The organism is Streptomyces sp. R818, from assembly GCF_056172735.1.
The window spans coordinates 300,144-316,882 of sequence record NZ_JAOCNE010000003.1 but is presented as its reverse complement, the minus strand read 5'-3'; the positions used below and the strand labels follow the sequence as shown (position 1 = coordinate 316,882).

Genomic DNA, 16,739 nt, shown 5'->3' with positions numbered 1-16,739 from the left:
CTGTAAGCCCCTCCGGGGCCGGATGCCGAGGCCACGGGGCTCCGCCCCGGACCCCGCTCCTCAAGCGCCGGAGGGGCTGTCTCATGGGCGCGCGCGTGTCAGGGGAGCGTGACGGCGATGCCGACCAAGAGGCCCGGGTTGCTCGTGTCGTAGTAGCCGTAGACCCGCTGGCCGTACACGAACGCGTTCTGCACCTCGGCGTGGGTCTCCTGCTTCGGGTCGATCAGGACCCGCCACTGGCCGTCCACGTACAGGTAGAGGATGTCGGCCTGGCCCGGGAACGGCTGGATGAGGTCGAAGAAGCTGACCGCGACGCCCGTGACGACGGACTGCGTCGAGACCTGCGGAATCTCGGCCTGCGGCACCCGGTGCTGCTGCCCCTGCTGGCCCTGTAGTCCCTGCTGGCCTTGCTGCTGCCCCTGCTGCTGGCCCATCTGGTGCAGCAGGTGCTGGAACGGCTGCTGCTGACCCATCTGCTGGAGCTGCTGCTGCAACTGCGGCGGGAGCTGCTGCTGGCCCTGCATGCCTTGCTGGCCCTGCATGCCCTGCATTCCCTGGCCCATCTGCTGGAGCTGCGGCGGGACCGTGCTCGGGCCCTGCTGCCGGCCCTGCTGCTGCCCGAACTGCGGCGGGCCGAAGGGCTGCTGTTGCTGCTGCTGGCCGAACTGGCCCATCTGCGGGGTGGTGCTCATACTCGTACCCCTTCTCGTCGTTGCGTGGGAGACCGTCAGCCCGTGACCACCAGGCCGACGACCTCGTCGTCCGAGAACCAGACACGTACGTCGGGCCGTCCCCCGCGAAGGCGGCGTGCACCGCCTGGCGGATCTCGGGGGACGGATGGTTCAGATTGCGCCAGTCACCCGCCACGAACAGGCGGATGCGGGGCGGGAGTTCCGGCGGATACGGGATCAGCTCGTCCCAGAACCGCTCGGCCTGGCCCGAGCCGACCGTCGACGGCAGCACGTTGGTGACCGCGCCCTTGAGGTCGGGCCGGTTGCCGATGCGCTGCGAGGCGGGGCGGCCCGGCGCGTCCTGCTGCGGCGAACCCGTCGCCCGGAGCACCTCCCGCGCCCGCTGCGACGTCATCGGGCGCTGGCCTCCCGCCTTGAGCATCCCTTGGAGGCAGGCCAGCGCGCCGACGACCACCGGGGAGGCGGACGACGTGCCGGAGAAGGTGTCCGTGTACCAGGCGATCTCCTCGCTGCCGCCCTGGAGGTCGCCGGGCCGGTCCCAGAAGCCGCCCGTGGTGGTGACCTCGCGGCCCCAGCCCTGGGCGTCCACCCGGGCGCCGAAGTTGGAGAACGCGAGGCGTGAGCGGTCCGGGCCGTGGTCGCGGCCGTGCGTGCCGGGCGGCGGCGCGCCCGCGCCCACCAGGACCGCGCCGGACGAGCGGTTGGACGGGTTGAACGGGTTGTGCCACCAGGACGGGAACGCGTCGGGACGCCGCTCGTAGACCGCGTCGTCGAGCGACTCCGCGCCGTTGCCCGCCGCGGCCACGACCACGACGCCCTTCGCCGTCGCGTACTTGACCGCCGCGAAGTCGTCCGGCCACCACTCCAGGGGGATGTAGCCGCGCTGGTCGTCCCGGGGCGCGAAGTCGAAGCGCGGCCCGGGACGGTGCAGTTCGATCAGGACGATGTCGCCGGGGGAGAGGCGCTGCGCGGCCGCGTGGATCGCCGCCGCCGTGCCCACACCCTGGAACGACGCCGCCGCCGTGACCGCCTCGGGCGCTATGCCGGTGACGCCGTGCTCGCCCCGGTCGCCGCCGATCACGCCGAGGACCGCCGTGCCGTGGTTGCGCCAGGCCACGTCCGCGATCGGCGTGCCGATCACCAGCCCCGCGAGCTTCGCCGACAGGTCCTCGTGGCCGAGCTGCCAGGCGCCCTCCACGTCGATCACGGTGACGCCCTCGCCGTTGCCGCCGAGCCGCTGCCACGCCCAGTGCGCGTCCACGCCCTCGGGCGCGGGGCCGAGATAGCGCTGGCGGGCGGTGAAGTCGGGGGTCGCGGCCGTCTTCTCCTTCATGCGCCGCGCCTCGTACGTGTCGTCGTACTCCTCCGGCATCGACGCGGGCACCGCGCCCGGCTTCACGTACGCCGTCACGATGCCGGGCAGCGCGGAGATCCGGGAGCGCAGTTCCTGGGCGCGGTCGGCGCCGCCGCGCACCCGGTAGAACAGCGCCAGGTCGGGGACGTCCGCCCCGGCCGCCGACGCCTCGGACACGCTGTGCAGGCGTTCCTCGCTGCCGAACAGCGGTTCCATCGTGAGCTGTTCGTCGCCGAGGAACATGTTCAGGGCGGAGACGTCCGCGCCCGCCGCCGAGCGCACCCCGTCTGCCTGGACCCGCAGCCGGGCCTCGGGCCGCGCGAGGACGATCAGTTCCTCCTCCGCGCCGCGATAGGTGAACCCGGATCCGTCAGGCCCTGGACCCGCCGCCCCGGGCCCCGCCCCCGGGCCGTGCGCCGGTTCCGCGTGCTGATCGGTCATCGCTCCACAGCTCCCCTCGCCATGTCCGGTCGTACGGGTGTGCCTGTGTGCCGGTGCCGTGCTCCTGCGTGCTCGTCGGGGCACACCCTGCTACTGCCGGGGGCGGCCGTCCAGACCCAGTTCCTCAAGGGAGTTTGAAATGAAGTTGAAGCGGGGACACTCGGCAATCCGTTCCCATGCCGGGGACAAAGGCGCGCGGCCCATGACAAAGGCGGGCGCCGATGGCGCCCGCCTTTGTCATGGACTCCTACTCGTCCCCGCCCTCGCCCTCCGGGCGCGGCGGCTTCGGCGGCCGCGTCCGGTCGCCCGGGTCGCGGTGGCGCAGATAGCGCTCGAAGTCGCGGGCGATGGCTTCGCCGGACGCCTCCGGGAGCTCCGCGGTGTCCCGCGCCTCCTCCAGGCTCTGCACGTACTCCGCGACCTCGCTGTCCTCCGCCGCGAGCTGGTCCACGCCCACCTGCCAGGCGCGCGCGTCCTCGGGCAGGTCGCCCAGCGGGATCGGCAGGTCGATCAGGTCCTCCAGGCGGTTGATCAGCGCCAGGGTCGCCTTCGGGTTCGGCGGCTGCGACACGTAGTGCGGGACCGCCGCCCACAGCGAGACCGCCGGGACGCCCGCGTGCGTGCACGCCTCCTGGAGGATGCCGACGATGCCCGTCGGACCCTCGTACTTGGTCTCCTCCAGGTCCATGCGCGTGGCCAGATCCGGGTCCGAGGTGACCCCGGAGACCGGCACCGGACGCGTGTGCGGGGTGTCACCGAGCAGCGCGCCCAGGATGACGACCAGTTCGACGCCCAGCTCGTGCGCGAAACCGAGGATCTCGTTGCAGAACGAGCGCCAGCGCATGGACGGCTCGATGCCCCGGACCAGGACCAGGTCGCGCGGTTTCGCACCGCCGACCCGGACCACCGAGAGCCGCGTCGTCGGCCAGGTGATCTTGCGCGCGCCGTCCTCCAGCCACACCGTCGGCCGGTTGACCTGGAAGTCGTAGTAGTCCTCGGCGTCCAGCGCCGCGAACACCTCGCCCTTCCACTCCTTGTCCAGATGCGCGACCGCGGTGGAAGCGGCGTCGCCGGCATCGTTCCAGCCCTCGAACGCGGCCACCATGACCGGGTCGACCAGCTCGGGAACTCCCTCGAGCTCGATCACCCAGCGCCTCCTTCCGACATACCCCAGCGCCATGTCGGCCGCCTGGGGGGACCCCATCGCGTACCTGCCCACCTTACGGCGTACGGAAGACTGCCCCGAGTCGGACGATCGCACTCCACCCGTGGGGATCACTTGTCCACTTCGAGACGTCGGGGACCGCTTGTCCACTTCGAGACGTCGGGGACCGCTTGTCCACTTCGAGACGTCGGGGACCACTTCGTCACAAGGTCGAGCGGAGCCACTGCTCCACGCTCGCGATGTGCACCGTCGCCCACGACCGGGCGGCCTCCGCGTCGCGGTCGCGCAGCGCCGCCAGGATCGCCCGGTGCTCGCGCAGGGTGCGGCCGACCGCGTCCTCCTGGGTGAGACCGCGCCAGATCCGCGCCCGGGTCGTCGGCCCGGACAGGCCGTCGAGGAGGGAGCACAGGACCGCGTTGCCGGACGCGGCGACGATCCCGCGGTGGAAATCGAGGTCGGCGGCGACCAGCGCCTCCACCGACGGCTCGGCGCCCAGCGCGTCGAGCTGCGCGTCGAGCGCGTCGAGCCGCTCCTCGGGGATGAGGCCGGCGGCCAGCGCCGTCGCCGCGGGCTCCAGGATGCGGCGGACGGCGAGGAACTCCAGGACGGTGTCGTCGCGGTGGAAGTCCACGACGAAACTCAGCGCCTCCAGGAGCAGTTGCGGATCGAGGCTGGTGACGTACGTGCCGTCGCCCTGGCGGACGTCGAGGATGCGGATCAGCGACAGGGCGCGTACGGCCTCGCGCAGCGAATTGCGGGACAGGCCGAGCTCCCCGGCGAGTTCGCTCTCCTTGGGGAGCCGGTCGCCGGGGCGCAGGGCACCCGAGACGATCATGCCCTTGATCTTCTCGATGGCCTCGTCGGTGACGGCCACGGCGGCCCCCTCTGCTCGTCCCCGGAGGGCACACACCCCCGATGTCCGGGACCATTATGGGCTCACGCGCCGGCCCGCTCCCCGGCGTCCGCCCGGTACAGCCGGCGCAGCCGCACCACGCCGAGGTCGTGCTGGTAGAGGTTCTCGCGCTGGTCGGCGTCGGCCGGCATGGCCTCCAGCATCACCCGGTCCTGCTCAAGGACCGCCCAGTGCCGCTCCTCGATCAGCGTCCTGTACAGGAACCGCCAGCTGTCGCGCTGCCAGCCCTGGACCTTGCGGTAGCGCCAGAAGAAGACGGCGCACCGTTCCGCGTCGACCGGCCGGACCATGCCGACGATGCCGAACGGGCCGCCGGGGCCCGCGGACGGCGGGTACGGGATCGACAGGTCCACCCAGTCCACGCCGGTGCGGCACAGTTCGACCCAGTCGAAGTTGACGCCGCGCTGGTCGGTCTTCTCGAAGAAGTAGCCGCGGTCGGTCTCCCGGATACGGAACTTGGCGGTCGTGTCGCCGTCGAACATCGTGTGCGAGTCGTGGTGCAGGAACGCGCCGTGCATGGGGTCGAGCAGGTTCTCGACGGCGTAGCGCCACGGCACGTCCCACTCGGCGTAGCAGAGGATCGCGTCGGTGTCCGGGTCGGTGAGCGGCTCCGGGAGCGTCAGCTCGACGGGCCCCGGCCGCTGCTCCGTACCGAAGTAGGCGAGCACCGCGCCCGACACCTCCCGCACCGGCAGGGAGACGACGAGCTGCTTGCCCTCCAGGTTGCAGCCCGGCAGACCCGGCACGGACGAGACCGTGCCGTCCGTCTCGACCTCCACGCCGTGGTACCAGCAGGCCACCCGGTCGCCCAGGTGTTTGCCGAGCGACAGCGGGGCGCCGCGGTGCGGACAGCGGTCGGCGAGCATGCTCAGCGCGCCGTCGGAGCGGCGGAACAGCAGCCACTGCTCGCCGAGGACGGTGACCTTGCGCATGGCGCCGGGCGCGACGAACGAGGACGGGACGACCGGGTGCCACTGCCCGCGCAGGCCGGTGGCGTACTGCTGGTCGGCGGTCGGTGTCGTGGTGGTGAGGGACATGGCGGTCACGCTCCCAGTCGGTGCATCTCGGCGCGGAAGGTCTCCTCGGTCCACGGCGCCCCGTCGGGGGCGTGGACCTGGCGGGCGTTCAGCCCGCGCACGACGTCCGCCAGCTCGTGGCCCTCCTTCGTGAAGACCTCTTCGAGGGTGGCGGCGAGCTTGTACTCGTAAGGGCTCGGCTCGTGCGTACGGGACTGGTGGATCTCCAGGTACGGCCAGTCGGTGTGCGTGGTCATGGGTGTCTCCAGAGGTCAGGTCACAGGTCGAGGACGAGGCGGCCCGACGCGCAGCGCGAGACGCAGATCATCATCGAGGTGTTGGCGGCGCGCTCGGCGTCGGAGAGCAGGAAGTCGCGGTGGTCGGGGGCGCCGTCGAGCACCCGCGTCTCGCAGGAGCCGCAGATGCCGTCGCGGCAGGAGCTGGCCACGTCGAGCCCGGCCTCCTCGGCGGCGGCCAGGATCGAGGTGCCGGCGCCGACGGTGAGGGTGCGCCCGGAGGAGGCGCACTCGACGACGAACTCGGCGTCGTCCGCGCCGGGTTCGGCCACCGGCGCGGCGAACCGCTCCACCCGCAGCCGGTCCGCCGGGCACGCCGCTTCCATCGCGGTGAGCAGCGGCTCGGGCCCGCAGCAGTAGACGAGCGCCCCTTCCGGCAGGTCGGCGAGGGCGGCGGCCAGGTCGATGTGGCCCAGCTCGTCCTGCGGTACGAGCGTCAACGCGGCCCCGAGAGCGCCGAGTTCGTCGGTGAACGCCATCGAGGCCCGGCTGCGTCCGCCGTACACCATCCGCCACTCGGCGCCCCGCCGCGCGGCCTCCCGCGCCATGGCGAGGAGCGGCGTCACGCCGATGCCGCCCGCGACGAACACGTACGCGGGCGCCTCCTCCAGGGCGAAGCGGTTGCGCGGCTCGGAGACCGTGACCTGCTGGCCGGGCCGGAGCGCGGTGTGGACGTGGCGCGAACCGCCGCGCGAGGACGGCTCGTTGAGGACGCCGATGCGGTACGTGCCGGTCGCCGCCGGGTCGCCGCACAGGCTGTACTGCCGGACCTGCCCGCCCACGTGCACGTCGATGTGGGCGCCAGGATCCCAGGCGGGCAGCGGCTTGCCGTCGGGGTGGGTCAGCTCGACGGACAGGACGCCCTCGGCCTCCCAGGTCATGCGGCGGACGAGCAGGGACAAGGAACGCTCTTCGGTGGTCGTCATGGCGCGGCCTCCCTACGCGGCGGGGATCTTCACGGGCGGGGTGAACGGGGTCTTCATCGGGCCGAGCGCCGCCAGGTCCACCTCGACGAGCGTCGGCCCCTCGGCGGCGACGGCCCGCTCGATCACCGGACGGGCGTCCCCGGCGTCCGCGATCCGCAGGTACGGCAGGCGGCAGGCGCGGGCGAGCAGCTCGAAGTCGGGCGTGGTCAGGTCGACACCGGAGCGGCGTTCGCCGTAGCGGTCCTGCATGTTGCGCAGGACGCCGTAGCCGCCGTCGTTGAAGACGAGGACGGTGAGGCGGGGCCGCTCCTGCGCGACCGTGAGCAGTTCGCCGAGGTGCACGGCGAGGCCGCCGTCGCCCGCGATGACGACGGTGGGCCGCTCGGGCGCGGCGAGCGCGGCGCCGATGCCCATGCCGAGCCCCTGCCCGATGCCGCCGCCGCGCGGGAACACGTTGGCGCGCGGGTCGTACATCTCCAGGAGGCGGTTGCCCCAGCTGCTGGAGGCGATGGTGACGTCCCGGGCGACGACCGCGTCCCGGGGGAGCGCGGCGCGCAGCGCGTCGCAGATCGCCGCCTGCGGCCCGATGTTCTCGTGCAGCGCGGCGCGCACCTCGCCCCGGACCTGCCCGACGCGGCGCGTCCAGGCCGGATCGGCGGTACGGGCATGGGGGAGCAGGGCGGACAGCACGTCGGCGGCGTCGCCGTGGAGGGCGTGCGCGGCCGGGTGGACGCGGCCCAGGGCGGCCTCGTCCACGTCGATCTGCAGATGCGCGGCGGGCAGGCCGAGCCCGTAGTCCGCGGTCTCGTTCGACCGGAAGTGCGTGCCTACGCTGACCAGGACATCCGCGTCCGCGAGCAGCGCGCGGCCGGCCGGGGCCGTCGCGAAGTTGCCGATGACCTGCGGGTGGTCCTCGGGCACGGCGCCGCGCCCGGAGTTGGAGGTGAGCAGCCCCGCGCCGGTCGCCTCGACGAGCGCGGCGAGTTCGGCGCGGGCGCGGGTCGCGCCGCCACCGGCCCAGATCAGGGGGCGCTCGGCGGACCGCAGCAGGTCACCGGCGGCCTTGAGCTGTGCGGCGGTGGGCGCCGGCCGCTCGGGGACACCTACCTCAAGGGGCGCGTCGTCCTGAGCCGCGTACTGCAAGTCGATCGGCCACTCGACGCTCGCCGGGCCGCCCGGTGAGGCGAGCGCGGCGCGGGCCGCCTCGCGCAGGACCCGGCCCGCGTCCCCGGCGGACGGCACCGTGGCCGCGTACGCGGAGACCGCCCGCAACATGCCGAGCTGGTCCTTCGTCTCGTGGATGAAGCCGCGCCCGCTGCCCAGGTGGGCCGTCTCGACCTGTCCGGTGACGTGCAGCACGGACGTGCCGGAGGCGAGCGCCTCGACGAGTGAACCGGCCGCGTTGCCCGCGCCCGTCCCGGTCGAGGTGAGCGCGCAGCCGATCGAGCCGCGGGCCCGCCCGTGGGCGTCCGCTGCGTTGACGGCGGTCGCCTCGTGCCGCACGGGGACGAAGCGCAGGTCGCGGTCGACGGCCTCGACCAGCGGCAGATTGTGCACGGAGACGATCCCGAAGACCGTGTCGATGCCGAGTTCCTTCAGGACAGCGACGAGGAGGTCGCCCCCATTGGCGTACTGCATGCGCACCCCTCAGATGGTTCGGTTCGCGAAGGTCAGAGAATGGAGCGGCCGACTCCGCCGCAGACGTCGACGCTGGTTCCGGTGATGTACGAGGCCCGGGGCGCGAGCAGCGCGAGGACCGCGTACGCGACCTCCTCGGCCCGGCCCAGCCGGCCGAGGGCGATGCCCCGGTCGGCGGCCAGCTCCGCCTGCCAGTCCTCGTACGGGACGCCGGAACCGGCGGCGGCGTGGCGGCGGGTCCACTGCCCGGTGTCGATGAGGCCGAGGCAGACGGAGTTGACCCGGATGCCGTCGGCCGCCAGCTCCGTGGCCAGGGACTTGGAGAGGTTGAGGATGCCCGCGCGGGCCGCGCTCGTGGTGATGAGGCGGGGTTCGGGCTGTTTGGCGAGGACGGCGTTGACGTTGACGACGGAGGCCGCGCCGGACGCCTTCAGGAGGCTCCGGGCCGCCTGCAACGGGTTCAGCACGCCCGCGAACTTCAGCTCCAGCTCGTCGCGCCAGTCGTCCGCCGTGGTCTCGTCCAGGCGCTTCATCCGGGACTGCCCGGCGTTGTTGACGAGCCCGTCGAGCCGCCCGCCGAACGCGTCGGCGGAGGCGGCGACGAAACCGCGGACGGCGTCGGCGTCCCGCACGTCGCACACGGCCGTGAACAGCCGCTCGTGCGTGCCGATCCGCTGGAGACGCTCGGCGTCGCGTCCGCACGTGGCGACGTGGGCGCCCTCGTCGAGCAGGGCGCGGACCGTGGCCAGGCCGACGCCCGAGCTGCCGCCGGTGACCAGATAGGCCCGGTCGGCGAGGCCCAGATCCATGAGTGTTCGCTCCAGTACGTCAGTTCATCGTGAAGCCGCCGTTGACGGCGATCACTTGTCCGGTGAGATAGCGCGACTCCTCGGAGAGGAGGAAGGCGGCGAGGCCGACCAGGTCGTCGGGCCGCTGGGCCCGGGAGATCGCCCGGTTCGCGGAGTAGAGGCCGTGCCGTTCCGCCGGGACGGTCTCGGTTGCCTCGCACTCGGTGAGGCCGGGGGCGAGGGCGTTCACGGTGATGCCGCGCTCGCCGAGCTCCCGGGCCATCGCCCTGGTCAGGGCGATGACGGCGCCCTTGGAGGCGATGTAGTGCGCGAGGCGCGGGGAGCCGTGGAGCGCCGCGTCGGAGGCGAGATTCACGATGCGGCCGACCGGACCGAAGAACGGGTACAGGGCCTTCGCGACCAGCCAGGGCCCGCGCGCGTTCACCGTCATCAGCCGGTCCCAGACCTCGACGTCGATGTCCTGGAACTCCTTGCCGCCGACACCGTTGGCGAGCGCCGCGTTGTTGACGAGCCCGTACAGGCCGCCCAGCTCCCGTACCGCGTCGGCCAGTTCCGCGACCGACGCCGGATCGGCGACATCACACCGTACGAAGTGGGCGTCGATCCCCTCGGTCCGCAGCCCGGCGGCGGCCCCGGCGCCCCGCTCTCGGTCGACCTCCGCGACGACGACCCGGAAGCCGTCCGCGCCGGCCCGGCGGGCCATGGCCAGACCGAGGCCACGGCCCGCCCCGGTCACGACGACCAGCGGGGCGTCAGTCACGGGTGACACCGTGCATCGGCGAGTACGCGGGGTACGACGGGACCTGCGGCTTCTGCGTGCCGATGACGACGCAGAAGAGGGCGTCGGTGTCGCCCTCGTTCTTGAGGGAGCGGGTCACCCCGGCGGGCACGACGATCATGTCGCGGTAGCCCAGCGTGCGGTACTCCGCCTCCTCGGCGCCGCGGTGGATGCCGACCCGCACCTCGCCCTCCAGGACGAAGAACGCCTCCTCCACGTCGTGGTGGGTGTGGGCCGGGCCCTCGGCGCCGGGCGGAAGCAGCATGTTGGAGAAGGTGAAGCCGCCGGAGGGGAGGATGCGCCGGTCGCCCTCGTGGTTGCCGGTCGCGCCCGAGCCGACGTAGCGGATCTGGCCGCGCCGGTACTGCGGGCCCGCCTTCTCCTGGAAGGACAGCGTGTCGAAGTCGGCGACGCGGGACTCCTTCGTGGCGATGAGGGAGTCGGTGTACGCGGCCAGGTCGTCGCCGTTGTCGTACGCGGTGGTGGTCAGAGGCATGGTGGCGTCCTTACGGGTGCTGAGGCTGGGCGGTGACGATGTGCAGGTGGGACAGGACCCAGGCGTTGAACCGCGAGGGCTGTTCCTGGTTGGCCAGGTGACCGGCGTCCTTGACGATCACGAAGGCGGATCTGTGCAGGCCACCGGCGAGGACCTGGGAGGCCTCGGTGCCGGTGACGGTGTCGCGGTCGCCGCACACGACGAGCGCGGGCGCGGTGACGGCGGACAGTTCGGGGCGCAGGTCGGCGCCCGCCATGGCCTCGGCGGCGTACCCGTAGCCGGGCAGCCGGACCGCGTCGGCCATGGTGTCGACGACCCGCTCGACCAGCGCGGCCGGGGCCAGGTCGGAGACGAGCCGGGGCCCGCGCCGCTCGGCGAACGCCCGGGGCCCGAGCGCGGCCAGCTCCTCGGCGCGCGCCCGCATCCCGGCCGCCTTCGCCCCGTCCGTGCCGGACCCCGCGCTGGAGTCCGCTAGCACGAGCGAGGCGACGAGCTCCGGGTGGCGAGTGGCGAGCCGGACCGCGATGACGCCGCCCCAGGAGACGCCGAGTACGTGCGCCGGGACCCCGTGGGAGCGGATCACGTCGGCGGCGGCGTCGGCGAAGCCGTCGAGGTCCAGCGGGGCGGAGGGGTCGGGCGACTTGCCGTACCCCGGCGCGTCCCAGGCGACGACGCGGGCGTGCGCGGCGAGGGCGTCGAGCTGCGGGGCGAAGGCCGCCGAGGACGAGCCGATGCCGTGGAGGCAGAGGAGCAGCGGGCCGCCGGACCCGGCCTCCCGCACATGAAGGGTGCTCACAGGATCTGCCCCGTCCGTCCGGCCAGCGCCGCGAGCGAGCGCAGCACCGCGTACGGCACGACCTGGCTGGTCGCCGGGTTCGCGGGGTCGGGCCGGTGCGCCACCTCGAAGCGGTACGCGCCGTGCGGCCCCGACGCCTCGATGACGTGCCGGGTCCGCGTCGCCGCCGGGTCCGCGACGACCCGGACCCGCACAGCGTCCAGGTCGCCGACGGCGAGGGCGACCGAGGCCGCGACGTTCGTCGACTTCGGGAACCTCACCGGCACCTCGCGCGCCGTGCCCGCCATGACCTCGACGGGTCCGGTCGCCGCACGCAGCCGGGCCAGGAAGTCATCGTCCATCCACGGTTGTTCGAGGGTGGAGGGCAGTTTCGTCGTGGTGAGGCGGACCTCGTCCAGGGGGCCGAGGGAGCGCACCGCCTGGAGGAGGTCGAGGCCGCCGACCGCGCCGCCGGTGAAGTAGACCCGGCCGGGTCCGGCGGCGAGGAGCCGTTTGGCCAGCTCATCGTCGGTGAGGGCTCCGGTCGAGGCCACGAGCAGGTCGGTGCCCGCGCTGAGGACGCGCTCGCCCCATTCCCGTACGACGCCCTGGCCGGCCGCCTCCACGAGCAGATCGCAGCGCTCGATCGCGTCCTCGAAGGAGACCTGCGGGGCGGGCGCCGCCTCGCCGAGCGGACGGTTGTCGACGACGCACGTCAGTTCGGCTCCCGGGATGTCCTGACCGGCGAGCGCCGCGCCGACGACGCGCCCGATGGCGCCCCAGCCCACGAGCCCTACAGCGAGTGCCCTGGTCATACGTGTGTCCCTTCCGGCTCACCGGCCATGTGACAGCGGATCTCCTGCGACGGCGGGCCCGCCGTGCCCCACAGGTCGGACAGCTCCGGCACGCGCCGCCACACCTTGGCGATCCACCGGTCCTCGACGACCTGGGCGACCTCGGAGGTGTACTCGCAGACGAGCCCGGTCGGGTCGGTGAAGTAGGAGAAGGTGTTGTTGCCGGGGCCGTGCCGCCCCGGGCCCCACTTCGGCACGATCCCGTGGTGCCGCAGTCGTCCCAGGCCCCGCATGAAGTGGTCGACCGAGCTCATCTCGTACGCCACGTGGTTGAGCGAGACCCACTCGGCCTGGTTGAACGCGATGCAGTGGTGGTCGGCGTTGCAGCGCAGGAACGCCATCTGGTGCTCGGACCAGTCGGAGACGCGCAGGCCGAGGACGTCGCGGTAGAAGGCGACGGCGGTGTCGATGTCGGGCGTGTTGAGCACGGTGTGGGTCACGCCGACCGGCACCGCCTCGTCCCGGCCGCGCGGGCGGACCGCCCACGTGTCGGCGGACAGTTCGACGAGGCGGCCCTCGTGGTCGTGGAAGCGCAGGCCGTAGCCGCCGCCGACCTGGTCGAGCGGTCCAGGACCGGCGACCGGCACGATGCCGCGCGCTTCGAGGCGGCGGGCCGCCTCGTCGATCTCGGCGGGCGTGGCGACGGCGAAGACGAGCCGGCCGAGGCCGGTCCGCTCGGAGCGGGTGAGCTGGAGGGCGTGGTGTTCGTCGCCGGTGCCGCGCAGCCAGCTCGCGCTGTGCTCGGACTCGACGACCTCCAGGCCCCACGCGTCTTCGTAGAAGTCGGTGGCCTCGGCGAAGGAGGGGGTGAGCAGTTCCACGGAGCGCAGGGCGCGCAGCCGGGCGATCGGGGGGTGGGGCATGGCGGGACTCCGGTGATCGGGTGGTCAGTTGGCCCAGGGCAGCGGGGTGTCGGAGGTGGACCAGTAGAGGGACTTCTGGCGCTGGTAGGCGCGGATGGCGCCGCGCCCCTTCTCCGTGCCGAGCCCGCTGTCCTTCATCCCGCTGAACGGGGTGGAGGCGCTGAACTGCTTGTACGTGTTGATCCAGACGGTGCCCGCGTCGATCCGGCGGGCCAGGCGCCAGGCGGCGCGGTGGTCGCGGGTCCAGATCCCGCAGGCGAGCCCGTAGACGGAGTCGTTGGCCTGGCGGACCAGGTCGTCCTCGTCGTCGTAGGGGAGCGTGACCAGGATGGGGCCGAAGATCTCCTCCTGGCAGGTGCGCGAGGAGTTCGGCAGGCCGGTGAGGACGGTGGGCAGGTAGTACGCGCCGTTCTCGTACCCGGGGCTGTCGGGCGCGGCTCCGCCGCACAGCACCTCGGCGCCCTCCGAGCGCGCGAGGTCCACGTACGCGGCGACCGAGTCGCGGTGCTTGGTGTGGACGAGCGGGCCGACCTGGGTGTCGGGCGCGGTGCCGGGGCCGACCCGCAACTTCCGCACCCGGGCGACCAGTTCGGACACGAACGCGTCGTGGATCTCGCGGGCGACGAAGAGCCGGGACCCCGCGACGCAGGACTGCCCGCTGGAGGAGAAGATCCCGAACAGCACGCCTGCCAGCGCCTGTTCGAGGTCGGCGTCGGCACGGACGATCGTCGGCGACTTGCCGCCCAGTTCGAGCGAGGCCGGGATGAGCTTGTCCGCGGCGATCGCGGCGATGGACCGGCCGGTCTCCGTGCCGCCGGTGAACCCGATCCGGCCGACCAGCGGATGCCGGACGACCGCGTCGCCGACGACCCGGCCGCTGCCGGGCAGGACGGACAGCAGCGCTGGTGGCAGCCCGTGTTCGGTGAACGCCCGGGTGATCAGGCGGCCGAGCGCGAGGGAGACGAGCGGGGTCCAGGCGGCGGGCTTGAGCAGGATGGCATTGCCCGCCGCCAGGGCCGGCGCGATCTTCTGCGCGTCACTGGCGACCGGTGAGTTCCACGGGTTGATCGCGCCGACGACGCCGATCGGCTCGTGCACGCTCATCGTGACGTACGGGCCCCGCGAGGGTGTGACGGTGTCCTCGGCGGTCTCCAGGGCGGCCGCCATGTAGCGGAACGTGCCGGCCGCGCTGAGCGCGAGCGCCTTGGTCTCGGTGAGCGTCTTGCCGGTGTCGGCGGTCTGCGTCGCCGCGAGGTCGTCGGCGGCCGCATCGGTCAACTCCGCTACCCGGTGCAGGAGTCGGGCCCGCTGGTGGGGGAGCAGGTCGCGCCAGGCCGGGTCGTTCGCGGCCCGCGCCGCCGCCCGTGCGGCCTCGTCCACGTCGTCGGCGGACGCGGCGTGCACGGTGGCGAGCACCTCGCCGGTGGCCGGGTCGACGGTGTCGAAGGGCTCGCCGCCGCCGCGACGCCAGCGGCCCGCGACGAGGATCTCGACAGGGGTCCGGTACACGGCTGCCTCCGCAACATGGGGTTGGTGAAGTGCTAGAAAGCTAAGCGCTTAAATGTTTTCTCGCAAGACCCCCTGCGGTGATGGGTGTTGTTCATATGGCTAAGCGCCTAACCATTGACCACTTAGGTGCTGCCTCCTACTGTCGGCGGAACTCCTCTGTTCCGTGCTCGACTCCTCTGTTCCGTGTTCGCGGAAGGACCCCTCCATGACGACTGTGGCCGGCAAACAGGGCCTCGGCTCGATCGCAGCCAGGCTCGAACGGCTGCCGCACTCCCGCTGGCACGTCAAGGTCCGATTCCTGATCGGCGCCGTGACCTTCTTCGAAGCCTTCGACCAGCTCCTCGCCGCCTCCGCCCTGCCCGTCCTGACCGAGGACTGGCACCTGTCGACCGGCCAGGCCACCTTCGCCGTCACCACCGCCTCGGTCGGCATGCTGCTCGGCGCCCTGCTCGCGGGCTGGCTCGGCGACCGGATCGGCCGGGTGCGGACCGTCGCCCTCGGCGTGGCGACGACCGGCGTGGCCAGCCTCGCCGTCGCCCTGGCGAACGGGATCGAACTCTTCTCCCTCTTCCGGTTCGTGCAGGGCCTCGGCATCGGCGGCGTCGTCCCCGTCGCGGCCACGTACATCAACGAGATCGCCCGCTCCGACAAGCGCGGCCGCTTCGTCCTCCTCTACGAGATGATCTTCCCGGCCGGGCTCGCGGCCGCCGGCCTCGTCGCCGTGTGGGTCGTGCCGAACCTCGGCTGGCGCGCGATGTTCGTGATCGGCGCGCTGCCCGTCGTGATCGCGGCGCTGCTGCCCCGGCACGTCGCCGAGTCACCCCGCTGGCTGCTCACCCAGGGCCGCGTCGAGGAGGCCGAACAGGTCATCGCGCGGATCGAGGCGGAGGTCGAGAAGGCGGTCGGCGAGCCGCTGCCCAAGCCGTCCGGCGCCCCGGCGGAGGAGGTGCGGCGGGGCCGCCTCCGCGACCTGTTCACCGGCCGCTACCTGCGCCGCACCACCGTCCTGTCGGCGCTGTGGTTCGTCGCGTACTACGTCAACCACGGCATCTCGACCTGGCTGCCCTCGCTCTACACGAAGAACTTCGGCCTCGATCTGACCACGGCGCTGGTCTACACCCTGCTCAGCAATGTCACGGGGCTCGTCGGCACGTTCGCCGTCGCGCTCGTCATCGACCGGATCGGCCGCCGCCCCGCCCTCGTCGCCGCGCTCGCCGGTACGGCCCTGGCCCTCGGCACGCTCGCCCTCACCGGCGTCACCTCCGGGCTCCAGGTCGCCGTCTTCGCCTCCTGCACGACCTTCTTCGTCTACGCGATCAACGCGGGCCTCTACCTCTACTCGCCCGAGCTGTACCCGACGTCCAACCGTGCCAGGGGTGCCGCGTTCGGCGGCCTGTGGAACCGGCTCGGCGTCATCCTCGGCCCCATCACGGTCGGCGCGATCATCGGCTCGGGCGGCAGCCTCGGCCTCGTTTTCGCGCAACTGGCGTGCGTGGCGGGCGCGGGCGCGGTGGTCGCGCTGTTCGCCGTGGAGACGAAGGGGCGGACGCTGGAGGAGCTCAACGCGTAGCGCGCAGCTCAGGGCGTCCTGATTCCTGCGCCGCCGCACGCCATCGTTTCAGGGGTAGAATTCTCAGGGGCGTACGAGTTCGCGCCCACCCGGGAAGCGGTGCGAGGGGCGGGAATGGCCGAGCGGAAGGCGACACGGCAGGACGCCGTGGCACAGATCGTGGCGGACTGGGCGCGCGAGCGGCCCGAACTCGACACCGCCCCGCTCGAAGTGCTCGCCCGGCTGCACCGCTCGTTCCTGCGGTACAACACCAAGCTCAACGCGTCGATCGAGCGGCACGGCCTGTCCGTCGCCGGGTTCGACGTGCTGACCGCGCTGCGCCGCTCGGGCGCGCCCTACCGGCTCACCGCCGGACAGCTCGCCGACTCCGGCCTTGTCTCCTCGGCCGGGGTCACCCTGCGCATGGACCGCCTGGAGAAGGACGGCCTCATCGTGCGCGAGCGCGACGCGGCGGACCGGCGCGTCGTCTACTCCCGGCTGACCGACGACGGACTCGCCAAGGTCGACGAGGTCTTCGCCGAGCACCTGGACAACGAGAACAGGATGCTCGGCGGGATCTCCCCGTCCGAGCGCCGTCAACTCGCCCGCCTGCTCGCCAAGTTGGAGCGCTCCATCGTGGAATCGGACGCGGCGGAGTAGAGCCG

At 72.8% G+C, this 16,739-nt stretch carries 16 protein-coding genes; 2 read left to right on the top strand and 14 right to left on the bottom strand.

Features of this window, described 5'->3' with window-relative positions:
• Positions 1 to 81: 81 nt before the first annotated feature.
• The 14 genes from N5I75_RS06535 to N5I75_RS06470 form a co-directional block, all read right to left on the bottom strand.
• A complete protein-coding gene (locus N5I75_RS06535; RefSeq protein WP_476675242.1) occupies positions 82 to 2,487 on the bottom strand; it encodes a S8 family serine peptidase in 2,406 nt (801 codons plus the stop codon).
• A gap of 247 nt (positions 2,488 to 2,734) precedes the next feature.
• A complete protein-coding gene (locus N5I75_RS06530; RefSeq protein WP_476675240.1) occupies positions 2,735 to 3,634 on the bottom strand; it encodes a PAC2 family protein in 900 nt (299 codons plus the stop codon).
• A gap of 220 nt (positions 3,635 to 3,854) precedes the next feature.
• Complete coding sequence (locus N5I75_RS06525) at positions 3,855 to 4,526, bottom strand: FadR/GntR family transcriptional regulator (protein WP_476675238.1); 672 nt, start codon at positions 4,524 to 4,526, stop codon at positions 3,855 to 3,857.
• 62 nt (positions 4,527 to 4,588) lie between these two features.
• Positions 4,589 to 5,602 carry a Rieske 2Fe-2S domain-containing protein gene (locus N5I75_RS06520; protein ID WP_476675236.1) on the bottom strand — a complete coding sequence of 338 codons (1,014 nt, stop codon included), beginning with the start codon at positions 5,600 to 5,602 and terminating at the stop codon, positions 4,589 to 4,591.
• A 5-nt stretch (positions 5,603 to 5,607) separates the two neighbouring features.
• On the bottom strand, positions 5,608 to 5,838 hold the full coding sequence (locus N5I75_RS06515) for a recombinase-like helix-turn-helix domain-containing protein (RefSeq protein ID WP_476675234.1): 231 nt from the start codon (positions 5,836 to 5,838) through the stop codon (positions 5,608 to 5,610).
• Positions 5,839 to 5,858: 20 nt separating this feature from the next.
• Complete coding sequence (locus N5I75_RS06510; RefSeq protein WP_476675232.1) at positions 5,859 to 6,803, bottom strand: PDR/VanB family oxidoreductase; 945 nt, start codon at positions 6,801 to 6,803, stop codon at positions 5,859 to 5,861.
• Positions 6,804 to 6,815: 12 nt separating this feature from the next.
• Positions 6,816 to 8,441 (bottom strand): thiamine pyrophosphate-binding protein, encoded by a 1,626-nt coding sequence (locus tag N5I75_RS06505; protein WP_476675230.1) that lies wholly within the window; start codon positions 8,439 to 8,441, stop codon positions 6,816 to 6,818.
• Positions 8,442 to 8,473: 32 nt separating this feature from the next.
• Positions 8,474 to 9,250 carry an SDR family oxidoreductase gene (locus N5I75_RS06500; RefSeq protein ID WP_476675228.1) on the bottom strand — a complete coding sequence of 259 codons (777 nt, stop codon included), beginning with the start codon at positions 9,248 to 9,250 and terminating at the stop codon, positions 8,474 to 8,476.
• Positions 9,251 to 9,269: 19 nt separating this feature from the next.
• On the bottom strand, positions 9,270 to 10,010 hold the full coding sequence (locus N5I75_RS06495) for an SDR family oxidoreductase (RefSeq protein ID WP_476675226.1): 741 nt from the start codon (positions 10,008 to 10,010) through the stop codon (positions 9,270 to 9,272).
• Positions 10,003 to 10,524, bottom strand: a complete 522-nt coding sequence (locus N5I75_RS06490; RefSeq protein ID WP_476675224.1) for a cupin domain-containing protein — start codon at positions 10,522 to 10,524, stop codon at positions 10,003 to 10,005. The genes N5I75_RS06495 and N5I75_RS06490 overlap by 8 nt, the downstream gene beginning before the upstream one ends.
• Positions 10,525 to 10,534: 10 nt before the next feature.
• Positions 10,535 to 11,320 carry an alpha/beta fold hydrolase gene (locus tag N5I75_RS06485; protein ID WP_476675222.1) on the bottom strand — a complete coding sequence of 262 codons (786 nt, stop codon included), beginning with the start codon at positions 11,318 to 11,320 and terminating at the stop codon, positions 10,535 to 10,537.
• Positions 11,317 to 12,114 carry an aspartate dehydrogenase domain-containing protein gene (locus tag N5I75_RS06480; RefSeq protein WP_476675220.1) on the bottom strand — a complete coding sequence of 266 codons (798 nt, stop codon included), beginning with the start codon at positions 12,112 to 12,114 and terminating at the stop codon, positions 11,317 to 11,319. The genes N5I75_RS06485 and N5I75_RS06480 overlap by 4 nt, the downstream gene beginning before the upstream one ends.
• Positions 12,111 to 13,016: a VOC family protein gene (locus N5I75_RS06475; protein WP_476675219.1), complete on the bottom strand. Its 906-nt coding sequence runs from the start codon at positions 13,014 to 13,016 to the stop codon at positions 12,111 to 12,113. Before N5I75_RS06475 ends, N5I75_RS06480 begins: the two co-directional genes overlap by 4 nt.
• 24 nt (positions 13,017 to 13,040) lie before the next feature.
• On the bottom strand, positions 13,041 to 14,525 hold the full coding sequence (locus N5I75_RS06470; RefSeq protein WP_476675217.1) for an aldehyde dehydrogenase family protein: 1,485 nt from the start codon (positions 14,523 to 14,525) through the stop codon (positions 13,041 to 13,043).
• A 205-nt stretch (positions 14,526 to 14,730) separates the two neighbouring features.
• Between N5I75_RS06470 and N5I75_RS06465 the strand changes: the two genes are divergently transcribed.
• Both N5I75_RS06465 and N5I75_RS06460 read left to right on the top strand, forming a co-directional pair.
• The gene (locus N5I75_RS06465; RefSeq protein WP_476675215.1) at positions 14,731 to 16,095 is read left to right on the top strand and encodes an MFS transporter; all 1,365 of its coding nucleotides are present in this window, start codon (positions 14,731 to 14,733) and stop codon (positions 16,093 to 16,095) included.
• A 114-nt stretch (positions 16,096 to 16,209) separates the two neighbouring features.
• Positions 16,210 to 16,734 (top strand): MarR family winged helix-turn-helix transcriptional regulator, encoded by a 525-nt coding sequence (locus N5I75_RS06460; protein WP_476675213.1) that lies wholly within the window; start codon positions 16,210 to 16,212, stop codon positions 16,732 to 16,734.
• The last annotated feature ends 5 nt before the right edge of the window (positions 16,735 to 16,739 follow it).